Origin of the sequence: Carnobacterium jeotgali MS3 (assembly GCF_000745125.1) — a bacterium.
GTDB classification, from domain to species: Bacteria; Bacillota; Bacilli; order Lactobacillales; family Carnobacteriaceae; genus Carnobacterium_B; species Carnobacterium_B jeotgali.
Genome location: NZ_JQNF01000007.1, coordinates 42,646 through 56,561, shown reverse-complemented (window position 1 = coordinate 56,561; position 13,916 = coordinate 42,646). Strand labels below are relative to the sequence as shown.

The 13,916-nt window shown below is 36.0% G+C and carries 8 protein-coding genes, 13 tRNA genes, 1 riboswitch and 1 other annotated feature; of the genes, 19 read left to right on the top strand and 2 right to left on the bottom strand.

All coding sequences use genetic code 11. From position 1 onward, the window contains the following. Positions 1-10 precede the first annotated feature (10 nt). The 13 genes from BP18_RS06320 to BP18_RS06260 all read left to right on the top strand — a co-directional run bounded on the left by BP18_RS06320 (position 11) and on the right by BP18_RS06260 (position 1,262). Positions 11-83 (top strand) — tRNA-Met (locus BP18_RS06320). Positions 84-121: 38 nt separating this feature from the next. Continuing rightward, positions 122-194: transfer RNA gene (locus BP18_RS06315), tRNA-Asp, on the top strand. A 5-nt stretch (positions 195-199) separates the two neighbouring features. Continuing rightward, positions 200-270 (top strand) — tRNA-Gly (locus tag BP18_RS06310). A gap of 8 nt (positions 271-278) precedes the next feature. Continuing rightward, positions 279-352: transfer RNA gene (locus tag BP18_RS06305), tRNA-Ile, on the top strand. A 32-nt stretch (positions 353-384) separates the two neighbouring features. Then, positions 385-472, top strand: a tRNA-Ser gene (locus BP18_RS06300). Between the two features lie 25 nt (positions 473-497). Then, a tRNA-Glu gene (locus BP18_RS06295) sits at positions 498-569 on the top strand. Between the two features lie 47 nt (positions 570-616). Further along, positions 617-706, top strand: a tRNA-Ser gene (locus BP18_RS06290). A 26-nt stretch (positions 707-732) separates the two neighbouring features. Then, positions 733-805, top strand: a tRNA-Met gene (locus BP18_RS06285). Between the two features lie 40 nt (positions 806-845). Beyond that, positions 846-918: transfer RNA gene (locus tag BP18_RS06280), tRNA-Asp, on the top strand. Positions 919-933: 15 nt separating this feature from the next. Continuing rightward, positions 934-1,006 (top strand) — tRNA-Phe (locus tag BP18_RS06275). 11 nt (positions 1,007-1,017) lie between these two features. Then, positions 1,018-1,088 (top strand) — tRNA-Gly (locus BP18_RS06270). 9 nt (positions 1,089-1,097) lie between these two features. After that, a tRNA-Ile gene (locus BP18_RS06265) sits at positions 1,098-1,171 on the top strand. A 19-nt stretch (positions 1,172-1,190) separates the two neighbouring features. Further along, positions 1,191-1,262: transfer RNA gene (locus tag BP18_RS06260), tRNA-Glu, on the top strand. A 276-nt stretch (positions 1,263-1,538) separates the two neighbouring features. On the opposite strand, the gene BP18_RS06255 is transcribed toward BP18_RS06260, so the two are convergent. Beyond that, positions 1,539-2,375 carry a hypothetical protein gene (locus tag BP18_RS06255; RefSeq protein ID WP_007725482.1) on the bottom strand — a complete coding sequence of 279 codons (837 nt, stop codon included), beginning with the start codon at positions 2,373-2,375 and terminating at the stop codon, positions 1,539-1,541. Between the two features lie 170 nt (positions 2,376-2,545). Beyond that, a riboswitch (SMK box riboswitch) is annotated at positions 2,546-2,633 on the top strand. Here BP18_RS06255 and metK point away from each other — a divergent pair. Then, a complete protein-coding gene (gene metK, locus BP18_RS06250; protein ID WP_007725481.1) occupies positions 2,631-3,821 on the top strand; it encodes a methionine adenosyltransferase in 1,191 nt (396 codons plus the stop codon). (Overlaps the previous riboswitch by 3 nt.) Positions 3,822-4,053: 232 nt before the next feature. Here metK and BP18_RS06245 read toward each other — a convergent pair whose 3' ends face one another. Next, entirely contained in the window at positions 4,054-4,719 is a 666-nt protein-coding gene (locus tag BP18_RS06245) for a phosphatase PAP2 family protein (protein ID WP_029276387.1), read from the bottom strand. A 218-nt stretch (positions 4,720-4,937) separates the two neighbouring features. Here BP18_RS06245 and BP18_RS06240 point away from each other — a divergent pair, with 218 nt between their 5' ends. The 5 genes from BP18_RS06240 to BP18_RS06220 all read left to right on the top strand — a co-directional run bounded on the left by BP18_RS06240 (position 4,938) and on the right by BP18_RS06220 (position 13,897). Continuing rightward, positions 4,938-5,192, top strand: a complete 255-nt coding sequence (locus tag BP18_RS06240; RefSeq protein WP_007725477.1) for a hypothetical protein — start codon at positions 4,938-4,940, stop codon at positions 5,190-5,192. Positions 5,193-5,420: 228 nt separating this feature from the next. Continuing rightward, positions 5,421-8,795, top strand: a complete 3,375-nt coding sequence (locus tag BP18_RS12945) for a LysM peptidoglycan-binding domain-containing protein (RefSeq protein WP_035050500.1) — start codon at positions 5,421-5,423, stop codon at positions 8,793-8,795. A 70-nt stretch (positions 8,796-8,865) separates the two neighbouring features. Then, positions 8,866-9,189: a putative heavy metal-binding protein gene (locus BP18_RS06230; RefSeq protein ID WP_007725473.1), complete on the top strand. Its 324-nt coding sequence runs from the start codon at positions 8,866-8,868 to the stop codon at positions 9,187-9,189. Between the two features lie 92 nt (positions 9,190-9,281). After that, positions 9,282-9,523: a binding site (T-box leader), on the top strand. Positions 9,524-9,590: 67 nt separating this feature from the next. Next, a complete protein-coding gene (gene leuS, locus BP18_RS06225; RefSeq protein ID WP_029278400.1) occupies positions 9,591-12,008 on the top strand; it encodes a leucine--tRNA ligase in 2,418 nt (805 codons plus the stop codon). Between the two features lie 212 nt (positions 12,009-12,220). Further along, positions 12,221-13,897, top strand: coding sequence for a putative polysaccharide biosynthesis protein (locus tag BP18_RS06220; RefSeq protein ID WP_007725470.1), 1,677 nt, complete (start codon positions 12,221-12,223; stop codon positions 13,895-13,897). The last annotated feature ends 19 nt before the right edge of the window (positions 13,898-13,916 follow it).

Below are 13,916 nucleotides of genomic sequence, written 5' to 3'. Positions count from 1 at the left end.
TTAATATTATCGCGGGGTGGAGCAGTTGGCAGCTCGTCGGGCTCATAACCCGAAGGTCACAGGTTCAAGTCCTGTCCCCGCAATTTATCTTTTTTAAAAGATAGTTTTTAAATGTAAAAAAGGTCTCGTGGTGTAGGGGTTAACATGTCTGCCTGTCACGCAGAAGATCGCGGGTTCGATTCCCGTCGAGACCGTTTTTGCGAGTGTAGTTTAGTGGTAAAACCACAGCCTTCCAAGCTGTTGATGCGAGTTCGATTCTCGTCACTCGCTTTTTTTATGGGCCTATAGCTCAGCTGGTTAGAGCGCACGCCTGATAAGCGTGAGGTCGATGGTTCGAGTCCATTTAGGCCCATTGAATAAATTAATACTTATTTTTTAGTTATTGGGGAAGTACTCAAGTGGCTGAAGAGGCGCCCCTGCTAAGGGTGTAGGTCGTTAACGCGGCGCGAGGGTTCAAATCCCTCCTTCTCCGTATTATATTTTTTTGTAATTTTATAGGCCCGTTGGTCAAGCGGTTAAGACACCGCCCTTTCACGGCGGTATCACGGGTTCGATTCCCGTACGGGTCATAAACATTTTTGTTTAATTTAATACAGTATCATCTTATCAGTCTTATGGAGGATTACCCAAGTCCGGCTGAAGGGAACGGTCTTGAAAACCGTCAGGTGTGTAAAAGCACGCAAGAGTTCGAATCTCTTATCCTCCTTTTTTTAAATGTTTCATTAATATTATCGCGGGGTGGAGCAGTTGGCAGCTCGTCGGGCTCATAACCCGAAGGTCACAGGTTCAAGTCCTGTCCCCGCAATTTATCTTTTTTTTTAAAGATAGTTTTTAAATGCAAAAAAGGTCTCGTGGTGTAGGGGTTAACATGTCTGCCTGTCACGCAGAAGATCGCGGGTTCGATTCCCGTCGAGACCGTTTAATTAAATATTTGGCCCGGTAGCTCAGTTGGTAGAGCACTTGATTGAAGCTCAAGGTGTCGGCAGTTCGATTCTGTCCCGGGCCATTTCTTGTAATGCGGGTGTAGTTTAGTGGTAAAACCACAGCCTTCCAAGCTGTTGATGCGAGTTCGATTCTCGTCACCCGCTTTTTTTTTTGGGCCTATAGCTCAGCTGGTTAGAGCGCACGCCTGATAAGCGTGAGGTCGATGGTTCGAGTCCATTTAGGCCCATTGCACTATTTAAAATAATGGCCCGTTGGTCAAGCGGTTAAGACACCGCCCTTTCACGGCGGTATCACGGGTTCGATTCCCGTACGGGTCATAAAATAAACAAAAAAAAGGATTGGAGATTTTCTCTCCGATCCTTTTTTTTGTTTTATCATGGATGCTGCAGTAAGGAAGTGAATCGAAACATCACTACCTATAGTTTATACAAGTGAAAATCCTCCCTTTGAATGTGGTGTCGTAACTTTATTCTAACGGAGATTTTCGCTTGTTTTAATTTTTTGTCATTTTCTATAAAAATAGTGCTGGCGACTTTTAGTCACCAACACTAACTATTATAGAACCTCTAAACGTCACTACCTTTATTTTATATTTAATTTGTATGAATGAATAGAATAACACTAAAGGATATAAAAAAGGCAACTGAATATAACTGTAAAGCTCTTTGTTTAAGTTTCTTAGCAATCAACTCTTCTTTAGAAAAGAGATACTGAATAAGTTTGATGGCAAAAGGTAAAGTAAATAGGATAATAAAGGTTGTTCCTTTGAAAGTAGGAATATAGAAGATAAAACTTATTAGGTAAATGAGTAGTAATAAACCTAATAAAAAACGGTTGAATTTTTTTGTATCTAAAAAAGTAGTATTTGTCTGTTGATCAGTCAATTGTACATTGATCATTGGATAGTTTAGTTGTATTTTCCCTAACTCTACTAAGAATACAACTAGAATTAAAGGAATACTCCAATAAAAGAGGGTAGTCGGAATGAAATTTGCTTGGACATAAAAACTTAAGTAAGTTAGTATACCGCCTTTAAAAATACTGGAAATAGCTAATGTTAGCCAAGTGTATCCTTGTCTAATTAAATAAAAGTGAGTATGGATCACTGCACTATAAAAGAAACAAAGTAGGCCTACTAATGAATGAATTGCGGATGAAAAGTAATAGATGAGCAAAAGATTAATTACTTCAAATACAATAAAGGATATATGGTTAAAAGAAAGAGTAATTTTAGCTGTTTTAAATAAGAAATTTCCTAATAAGTGGTTTATAAAAACGAAACCATATAATAGAATGAATGGAATGAAATTAAATCGAGTATATTGACTAGCATAAAGAGTGCCTGCTAGTAGATAGGATAAAGGAATAATAATAACTAAGAATAAAGGATGATAAAGATACTGTTTGATAGTTCTATAAATAGGCTGCACCAATTAGAAGACTCCTTTTAATTTTTTGTCTATTCTTATTTTACCCAAAATGAGATGAAGGGTACAGGTAAATAATAAATAAGTAAAAATAATTAGTATTAAAGTAATCAGTTATTTATCAAATGTGATAGATTTGATATTAATAAGGCGTAAATTATGGTAGAATGTATGAGGTTTGCAATTCGGATTCCCGAGAGGATTCACTTTTAAAGTGGAGAAGCCTTGTAACCGAAAATTTAAAGGGGGAACAAAGTAATGATAGAAAAAAAATTATTTACTTCTGAGTCTGTTTCAGAGGGACATCCAGATAAGATAGCGGATCAAGTTAGTGATGCTATATTGGATGCGATTTTAACAAAAGATCCGGACGCACGCGTTGCATGCGAAACGATAGTAACAACAGGTTTAGTATTAGTCGCAGGGGAAATCTCTACTACAACGTATGTAGATATCCAAAAAACGGTACGTGATACAATACGCGAAATAGGCTACACAAGAGCTAAGTATGGTTTTGACGCAGATACTTGTGCTGTAATCGTATCTATTGATGAACAGTCAAGAGATATTGCTCAAGGTGTTGATGAGTCTATTGAATCGAAAGAAACGAATCAAGATGAATTAGATCAAATTGGTGCGGGTGACCAAGGTTTAATGTTTGGTTTTGCTGTAAATGAAACACCAGAACTAATGCCATTACCTATTTCATTGAGTCATCGTTTAACAAAACGGTTATCGATCGTTAGAAAAGAAAAGTTGGTCTCTTATTTAAGACCAGATGCGAAAGCTCAAGTTACGGTAGAATATGATGAAAATAATAAACCATTGCGTGTAGATACTATTGTTATTAGTACACAACATCATCCTGATGTAACCTATGAATTATTGAAAAAAGATATGATTGAACTTGTTATTAAACATGAAATACCTAGTGAATTATTAGATGAAGATACTAAGTACTTTATTAATCCAACTGGGCGCTTTGTTATTGGCGGACCACAAGGAGATGCCGGATTAACAGGACGTAAAATTATCGTGGACACTTATGGAGGCTATGCTCGTCATGGTGGTGGAGCTTTCTCTGGGAAAGATCCTACAAAAGTGGATAGATCAGCAAGTTATGCAGCGCGTTATATTGCTAAAAATATTGTCGCAGCTGGATTCGCCGAAAAATGTGAAGTTCAGTTAGCTTATGCAATCGGAGTAGCACATCCAGTTTCTATCGCTATAGATACGTTTGGTACAGGAACGGTAGCTGAATCTCGCTTAATCGAAGCTGTACGAGCTAATTTTGATTTAAGACCAGCTGGTATTATCAAAATGCTAGATTTGCAAAGACCAATTTATAAACAAACAGCAGCTTATGGACATTTTGGACGTACTGATATTGAGTTAACTTGGGAACAAACAGATAAAGTTGACAGTTTGAAAATTTTTTTAGCTGAGTAAGATGTTAAATTAAAATAAGAAAGACCAATGATTTTTTAGTCATTGGTCTTTCTTATTTTTTCATTTGCGATGAGAAAAATAGAATTATTTTTATGATTTAAGAAGTCATAACGTAAGACTGTGCAATCGATTTGAGAAAGGTTATGGACATAATTATCGTTTAGTCCATTTTATTATTTATTAACCTATATGGAACACAAAAAAAGGCGGCTCATTGTTGTGAGCCGTCTTTTTAACTTTGTTTATTTTTTAGAACTTTTTTTGAATAAATAGCAGCAGAAAGAGATAACCAAGAGCCAGCTAAACAAAAACCTGCAAGGACATCGGAAGGGAAATGAACACCTAAGTAGATTCGACTGATACCAATAGTAATAATAATGACGGATGCCAAAAGACAAGCTAACAAATTAATCCATTTTTTTTGATTTAGATGGAAAATCAATAAAACAATTCCGCCATAACAAATCAAGGAAGCCATAGAATGACCACTAGGAAAGCTGTAGCCATCTTGTAAAACAAGGTGCTCTATAGTTGGTCGTGTTCTTTGAAAAATGAGCTTAACGACTTGATTTAATACACCCGCTCCTACAGCAACATGAAAAATATACCAATAAGCGGTTTTAAAATCTTTCTTTTTAAAAATGAAATAAAGACTAACAAGAAATGTCAGTAGAATAATAAAGAGTGTTCCTCCCATATCAGTTATATAGGAATAAAAAATGGTTTTTTCAACAGAACGACCAGCTAAAAGGGGAGCAGCAATGAATTGGTCAAAAGTATTGAGCCATTCTTTTTGCTTTGTTACTCCAAAAGCCAAAATACTAAAAGGGATGAGTAGAAGCAGACTGATAAAGAAATAGGTTGAAGTGTAGAATGGTTTATTCGTTGAGGGTCTCATATTTTTATCTCGTACTTTCTATAAAATGTAAAAATTAAATAAACAGGTACCTTACATAATAATTTTAGCATATTTGAGGCATAGAATAAACTGAAAAGGCTGCTTAACAATAAAGCAAGCTAATGAACTAGTAATTAACTGATAAAAAAGATTTTCTTATCTCTTTTTTAATAGTTGAGGAATATAATTAAGATAGTAGATAAAGGGAGTGAAATACAATGCTGATTGATGACAGTGAATATGCTGAAACAGTAGGTACTTGTCAGATCAAAAGTATTCAGTTTCCAAAAATTATAGTACAAACAGAAAATAATGAAAGTATAGCAATTAATACGACAAAACAACAGCAGACAGACGTTGTTTTTTGGAAATCTATTTCAGACATTATGAATGCTGAGATTTGGATTCCTTATAATAAGGTTACATATTTTCTTTTACAGCAAGATTGGATTTTAGATACATCTTTTGCTTGAAAATAGATGAAAAGGATTTGATGTTTGTATACATCAGATTTTTTTTTATGCTAAATTATTGATCTTGTAACTATTAAACTATATTACGATTGTGTAACGTATATTAAAAAACGGACATCTGTTTAAGTTAACCTTTCATTATAAGGATCGTAAAGATATAATAAAATAGCAATGACTTTATGCAAATCAACTTTAAAAATGTCTAAATAAAAAATAGGAGGTACTCACTTGAAAAAAACAAGAAAAGAAAGAATTTCAGCTGAAAAAAATAAAAAAAGTGTTGATCATTCAGTATATTCTAGCGAATTGATCAAAAAAGGCACAGCTGTTTTTAGCACAACTCTATTAGTGAGCTTACTAGCATTTCCAGCTTTTTCTGCATCAGCTAGTGCAAATGAATTAGCAGGACAAAGCAGCAATGAATTGGAAAAAACACTTGAACAGAATAATGATGTAGATGAAGCAAAAGAAGGTACAAAAGTAGCAGTAGAAACTGGTAGCAGTGAGTACATATCAGAAGATGGTTTAACTGAGAAAGAACAAATAATTAATAAACTTAAGGCACGTATGACAATTGAAGAGTTTGAAGCTTTAGAATTTGACGAATTATCAGTCGAGGAAATTAATGATTTAATTTTAAATGCTCAAGAAACCGAAACCGAAACCGAAACCGAAACCGAAACCGAAACCGAAACCGAAACCGATATTGACTCAACGGATGAGTTGAATGCGACTATTCCTGTAGAAACTGATGTAGCAGATGAAGAAATCACAGAACCAAAAGCTGTAGAAGTACCAAATAAAGTTGAAATTAGTGTTCTAGAAAAAGAAATAATAGAAGAAGTAATAGTAGAAGAATCATTAGCAAAAGAAAATAATGATGTTAATGACACAAACATATCAGAAGATGTAGAAGCACCACGTGAAGTGGAAATCAGTATTCCAGAAGAAATAGAAGATACTATTGAACCAGCTGTAGAATCTGAAAAATCAGCAGTAGAACCAGTAGTTGAAAAAGAAAAAGCTATCGTTGAAACGGTTAAAGCGAAAGTTGCTACTCCAAAAGTTGCTGCAACAACTACATCAGCCCAAGTAAAAGCAGTGACAACATCTGTGACAGAAACGGTTAAAGTAGCAACAACTTCTGTAGCAACAGCAAAAACCTACACTGTTAAATCTGGAGATACTTTAAATAAAATTAGCAGTGCTAATGGTGTAACTGTAACACAACTGAAAAAATGGAATAATTTATCTTCAGATCTTATTAAACCTGGACAAGTTTTAGCTTTAAATGAAACAGCAGCTAAAACTACGCCTGTAACCACTCCAAGTAACACAAATGAAGCAATTGCAGGTGCAAAAACACCAGCTGGATTTATTAATGCTGTTTCATCTTATGCAAAACAAGTGGCGGCAAACAATAACTTATACGCTTCAGTCATGATTGCTCAAGCAGCTTTAGAAAGTGGTTATGGCAGCAGTAAATTAGCGACAAGTCCAAACCATAATTTATTTGGTATAAAAGGAAGCTATAATGGAAATAGTGTTACGATGTACACTTCTGAATGGAGTTCTTCAACAGGTTGGATTTATATCCCGCAAAACTTCAAGAAATATCCTTCTTATGCTGAATCATTACAAGATAATGCTAATTTAATAAAAAAGGGTACTTCATGGGATAATAATTATTACGCAGGTGCTTGGGTAAGTAATACGGATAGTGCTTTTGAAGCGACTGCGTGGTTGCAAGGACGTTATGCAACGGACCCAACATATGCTTCTAAATTGAATGCTATTATAAATTCATATAATTTAACACAATATGATACGAAATCTTCAGGAGAGCAACCTCAAACTAATCCTATACCAAATGAGAATACGAATGTCTCAACGCCAAATACAGGAAATACAAGTAGCTCAACATATACTGTTAAATCAGGTGATACATTAACAGGCATCGCTTCAAAATATGGTGTATCCGTATCAGACTTGAAATCATGGAATAACTTGAAGACAGATATGATCTATGTGAACCAAGGATTGACAATTAAAGGCGGCTCAACATCCGGTGGAACGACAACACCAGCGCCAAGTACTGGAAATACAAGTAGCTCAACATATACTGTTAAATCAGGAGATACATTAACAGGCATCGCTTCAAAATATGGCGTATCCGTATCAGACTTGAAATCATGGAATAACTTGAAAACAGATATGATTTATGTGAACCAAGCGTTGACAATCAAAGGCGGTTCAACATCCGGTGGAACGACAACACCAGCGCCAAGTACAGGAAACACAAGTAGCTCAACGTACACTGTAAAATCAGGCGATACATTAACGGGCATCGCGTCGAAAAATGGTGTATCCGTATCAGACTTGAAATCATGGAATAACTTGAAGACAGATATGATCTATGTGAACCAAGGATTGACAATTAAAGGCGGCTCAACATCCGGTGGAACGACAACACCAGCGCCAAATACTGGAAATACAAGTAGCTCAACGTACACAGTTAAATCAGGCGATACATTAACGGGCATCGCTTTAAAAAATGGCGTATCCGTATCAGACTTGAAATCATGGAATAACTTGAAAACAGATATGATCTATGTGAATCAAGGATTGACGATCAAAGGCGGCACAACATCCGGTGGAACGACAACACCAGCGCCAAGTACTGGAAATACAAGTAGCTCAACATACACAGTTAAAGCAGGAGATACGTTAACGGGTATTGCTTCAAAAAATGGCGTATCCGTATCAGATTTGAAATCATGGAATAACTTGAAAACAGATATGATTTATGTGAATCAAGGATTGACAATTAAAGGCGGCACAACATCCGGTGGAACGACAACACCAGCGCCAAGTACTGGAAATACAAGTAGCTCAACATACACAGTTAAATCAGGAGATACGTTAACGGGCATTGCGTCGAAAAATGGCGTATCCGTATCAGACTTGAAATCATGGAATAACTTGAAAACAGATATGATTTATGTGAACCAAGCGTTGACAATCAAAGGCGGTTCAACATCCGGTGGAACGACAACACCAGCGCCAAGTACAGGAAACACAAGTAGCTCAACGTACACTGTAAAATCAGGCGATACATTAACGGGCATCGCGTCGAAAAATGGTGTATCCGTATCAGACTTGAAATCATGGAATAACTTGAAAACAGATACAATCTACGTGAACCAAGCGTTGACAATCAAAGGCGGCTCAACATCCGGTGGAACGACAACACCAACGCCAAGTACAGGAAATACAAGTAGCTCAACGTACACTGTAAAATCAGGCGATACATTAACGGGCATCGCTTCAAAAAATGGCGTATCCGTATCAGATTTGAAAAAATCTAATAACTTAACGTCAGATACGATTTATGTTGGTCAAAAATTAATTGTAAAAAGCACGACAACTGCTACAGCACCTGTAAAACCAAATACTAGTAATGTAAAATCGCATAAGGTTGTCAGCAATGATACACTGTGGGATATTGCTCAAAAATACGGTATGTCAGTTTCAGACTTAAAAGCAGTAAATTATTTAAAATCAGATGTTATATTTGTTGGTCAATCTTTGATTATCAAATAAGGATAACAGAGACCAGCCATCAGGTTGGGTCTCTGTTTTTTTTAGCTAAACTAAAAAGGGAGTGTAAATGATGATCGTTACTACAACAACGTCGATTGAAGGCTATGAAATTTCAGCTTATGAAGGAATTGTATTCGGTGAAGTCATCTCTGGGATTAATTTATTCAAAGATATGGGAGCGGGTTTACGAAATATGTTTGGTGGGCGTTCTCAAGGCTATGAAAATGAACTGTTAGAGGCTCGTAGTAAAGCGCTAGAAGAAATGGAAGTAAGAGCTGTAGAACTAGGTGCAGATGCTATCGTTGGAGTGAAAATGGACTATGAAACATTAGGTGCAGATAATGGAATGATCATGGTGACGTGCAGTGGAACAGCAGTGAAAATTAAAAAATGATGTAATTGAGAGAGCAAAAGTCTTATTAGAAATGAACGGACTGCTTTTCTTATTGCTCCAGAGGCTATTTTTTGTTAAAATGAAACCAATAGAAAAAAACAGTGAAAAGGAATAGTAGAAACGATTTTTTTTGAGAGAGTGCATGGGTGGTGGAAATGCATAAAAAAGACTTTTGAACTCGCCTTTAGAGTTGCTTTGTTGAAATAGGAGTAGACAAAGACGTAGCACCTGCGTTAAGGGTATGAGGAGTCTACAATTAATTCGTTTAATTAATGAATAGTTGTAGAAAACATAGGTGGTACCGCGAGTAATGAATTATTTAATCGTCCTATGAGTACAGATAGTCATCTGCATTCATAGGACGATTTTTATTTTGATTAAGAAATGAAAGAGGGATAAATATGAGCTTTAACCATAAAACGATTGAAAAAAAATGGCAAGATTATTGGGCTTCAAATAAAACATTCCGTACAACGGAAGACGCTGAAAAAGAAAATTTTTATGCACTAGATATGTTTCCCTATCCATCAGGACAAGGCTTGCATGTAGGTCATCCAGAAGGCTATACAGCAACAGATATCGTTTCTCGTTTGAAACGTGCTCAAGGATTCAACGTGTTGCATCCAATGGGATGGGACGCATTTGGATTGCCAGCTGAACAATACGCATTAGATACTGGGAATGATCCTGCTGAATTCACTGCGCACAATATCGAAACATTCCGTCGCCAAATCAATTCATTGGGCTTTAGCTACGATTGGGAACGTGAAGTAAATACAACTGATCCTGATTATTACAAATGGACACAGTGGATTTTTACTAAATTATACGAAAAAGGATTAGCTTATGAGGCTGAGGTAGCTGTGAACTGGTGTCCGGCATTAGGAACCGTATTGGCTAATGAAGAAGTAATTGATGGAAAAAGTGAACGTGGAGGACATCCTGTTTTTCGTAAACCAATGAGACAATGGATGTTGAAAATTACAGCGTATGCAGATCGTTTGTTAGATGATCTAGAGTTAGTAGATTGGCCAGAAAGCATTAAAGATATGCAACGCAATTGGATTGGAAAATCAATTGGAGCAAATGTAGTCTTTACTGTTAAAGATACAGATCATAAATTTACGGTCTTTACGACTCTTCCAGATACTTTGTTTGGTGCAACTTACAGTGTCTTAGCTCCAGAATTAGAGTTAGTCAAACAAATTACGACTCCTGAACAAGAAGCTGAAGTAAATGCTTATGTTGAAAAAGTTAGTTTAAAGAGCGATTTAGACCGAACAGATTTGAATAAAGATAAAACAGGAGTGTTCACTGGTGCTTACGCTATTAACCCTGTAAACGGCAAAGAAATCCCGATTTGGATTGCTGATTATGTATTAGCGTCATATGGAACTGGTGCAATCATGGCTGTTCCAGCACATGATGAACGTGATTATGAATTTGCAAAAACTTTTGATTTAGATATTCTTCCTGTACTGGAAGGTGGAGATGTAGCAAATGCTGCCTTCACTGAAGATGGTCTACACATCAACTCTGACTTCTTGAATGGTCTTGGAAAAGAAGAAGCGATTGATAAAATAAATAACTGGTTAGAAGAAAATAGTGTTGGTAAAAAAGAAACGACTTATCGTTTACGTGACTGGTTATTTGCCCGTCAACGTTATTGGGGAGAACCTATTCCAGTTATCCATTGGGAAGATGGTACGTCAACAACGTTACCTGAATCTGAATTGCCATTAATATTGCCAAAAACAGATGAAATCAAACCTAGTGGAACTGGTGAATCTCCATTAGCAAATATTACGGAATGGGTAAATGTTGTCGATCCTGAAACAGGAATGAAAGGACGCCGTGATACAAATACTATGCCACAATGGGCAGGTAGCTCATGGTACTTCTTACGTTTTATCGATCCTAAAAATAAAGAAATGCTAGCAGATCCAGAAAAATTAAAACAATGGTTACCAGTGGATATTTATATTGGTGGAGCTGAACATGCTGTATTGCATTTGTTATATGCTCGTTTCTGGCATAAATTCCTTTATGATATTGGTGTTGTTCCAACTAAAGAACCCTTCCAAAAATTATACAATCAAGGAATGATTTTAGGCGGAAATAATGAAAAAATGTCTAAATCAAAAGGAAATGTTGTAAATCCTGATGACGTTGTAGAAAAATTCGGTGCAGATACATTACGTATGTACGAAATGTTCATGGGACCTTTAGATGCTTCAATTGCATGGAACGAAAACGGATTAGAAGGAAGCCGCAAATTCTTAGATCGTGTATGGCGTTTGATCATGGATGAAGAGGGCAAAGTTCGCGACCGTATTACAACGTTTAATGATGGATATCTTGATGTTGTTTATCACCAAACGGTTAAAAAAGTAACAGAAGATTTTGAACAATTGCGTTTCAATACGGCAATTTCTCAAATGATGGTCTTTGTTAATGAAGCCTATAAAGCCGACGCATTGCCAGTAGATTATATAAAATCTTTTGTTCAATTACTTGCACCCATCGCACCACATATGGGAGAAGAATTGTGGGCTCATTTAACAAATAGTAATGAAAGTATTTCTTATGTTGCTTGGCCTACATTCGATGAAAAATTCTTAGTTGAAGATGAAATTGAAGTTGTATTCCAAGTTAATGGAAAGTTAAAAGCAAAAGCTCAGGCAGCAAAAGAAATCTCTAAAGATGATTTAGAAAAATTAGCTATGGGTAATGAAAAAATCAAAGAAGCCATTGAAGGAAAAACGATTCGCAAGGTGATTGTTGTTCCTGGAAGATTGGTAAATATTGTAGCGAATTAAGCTGATTTCCAAGTAGGTTTTAAACGAATTATGGGTATAAGAAAAAAAGGGATGAGACTTTTGTCTTGTCTCTTTTTCATTCAACTACCGTAAACAGAATTTAATTTTTCTTTAAAGTTAAGTGTGAGAGGTCCTTTAAGCATTGCAACCCACTTAGTTAAGAAGTAAAATAGAACCTGATATACAAAAGTATGAGAGTAGGTTTTTGAGTCATGTCAAAAGATACAGTCAATGATAATAAAATTGAACAACCGAAAAAAGAAATGAGTTCACAAGATAAAATGATCAGTGGATCAGCTTGGATGACAGGTGGAAGTATTTTATCTCGATTATTAGGAGCTCTCTACATTATTCCTTGGATGGCTTGGATGGGGAATCAAGATATAGCAGAATCAGCAAACGCACTTTATACAATTGGGTACACACCGTATGCTTTATTTTTAAATATTGCAACAGCTGGCGTTCCATCCGCAATTGCTAAACAAGTTTCTTATTACAATAGCTTAAATGAATACGAAATAAGTCAAAATATTTACAAAAAAGGGTTACAAATAATGGCTGTTACAGGTGTCGTGTCGGCATTAATTATGTATGTTGCGGCGCCGTTTATAGCAGCAAGCAGTCCAAATGTTTCGGTTGAAAATGCCACACAGGTTATTCGTTCACTAAGTTGGGCATTACTGATTATTCCTTGCATGAGTGTAACTCGTGGATATATTCAAGGGCATCACGTGATGAAGTATTCAGCTATTTCACAATTTATTGAACAATTAGCTCGTGTTATTTTTATGCTGGCTGCAGTGTTTTTGATTCGTAAAGTATGGAATGGTTCAGTAGTAAATGCGGTTTCTGCTTCAACATTTGCAGCCGTTATTGGTGCTGTTTTTAGTATTGGGTATTTGTTCTACATTATTTGGCGCAAAAAACCAGAGTTAGATGAACGCGCATCTCAAAGTTTGAATAAAGTAAGTATTTCTACAAATGAAATTTTTAAATCGATTATCCGTACTGCTGTTCCGTTTATCATTATTGGTTCAGGTATTACGCTTTTTCAAATGATTGATCAATTTACGTTTCAACAAATTATGATTCGGATTTCTGAATTGTCGCCAAAACAAATTGTGAATAATTATGGAGTGGCTTCAGGAAATGTTAATAAATTGATTATGATTGTCATCTCTTTTGGTGGATCAATGGCAATCACATCTGTTCCGTTAATTTCAGAGTTGATAGCTAAAAATGATTTTAAAAAAATTGCTCGTCAAATCAGCGACAGCCTGCAATTATTTTTCTTTATTATGCTGCCGGCTTCAATTGGAATGATGATAGTAGCTGAACCTTTATACACGGTTTTCTATGGACATAGCGATTTTGGAACAACCTCATTACAAGTCGCTTCTTTTATGAGTTTATTCTTAGGATTGTTTGTCCTTATGGGATCAACTATGCAAGCTGCAAACCAAACAAGGCCCGCACTATGGGCACTAGTCATTGGGCTAGTTGTAAAATTAGCATTTCAATATCCAATGTTGGCAATAGTCGGTACAAATGGAATGTTTGTTTCTAATATCTTTGGATTTGGTGTCACAGTCTTCATAATGTTAAGAAAGATGTATAAAGTTACGCATTTTGATGTTGGATTAGTTAGTAGACGTATATTATTGATGGTAATCATCACTTTAGCGATGGCTGTTGTGACGTTTGTCGTTAAAGAAATGCTTTACTTAGTAATGAATCCAACCAATCGAACAAGTGCACTTTTGGTAATGGGTATTTCAGTTTTATTTGGCGGTGGAGTTTATATGTATGCTTCTTTAAAAACACGTTTAGCGGATCGTTTATTAGGAGCTCGTGTTACAGGTATAAGAGCTAAACTGCACATTAAATAAAAGAAACTAGTTGAGACAA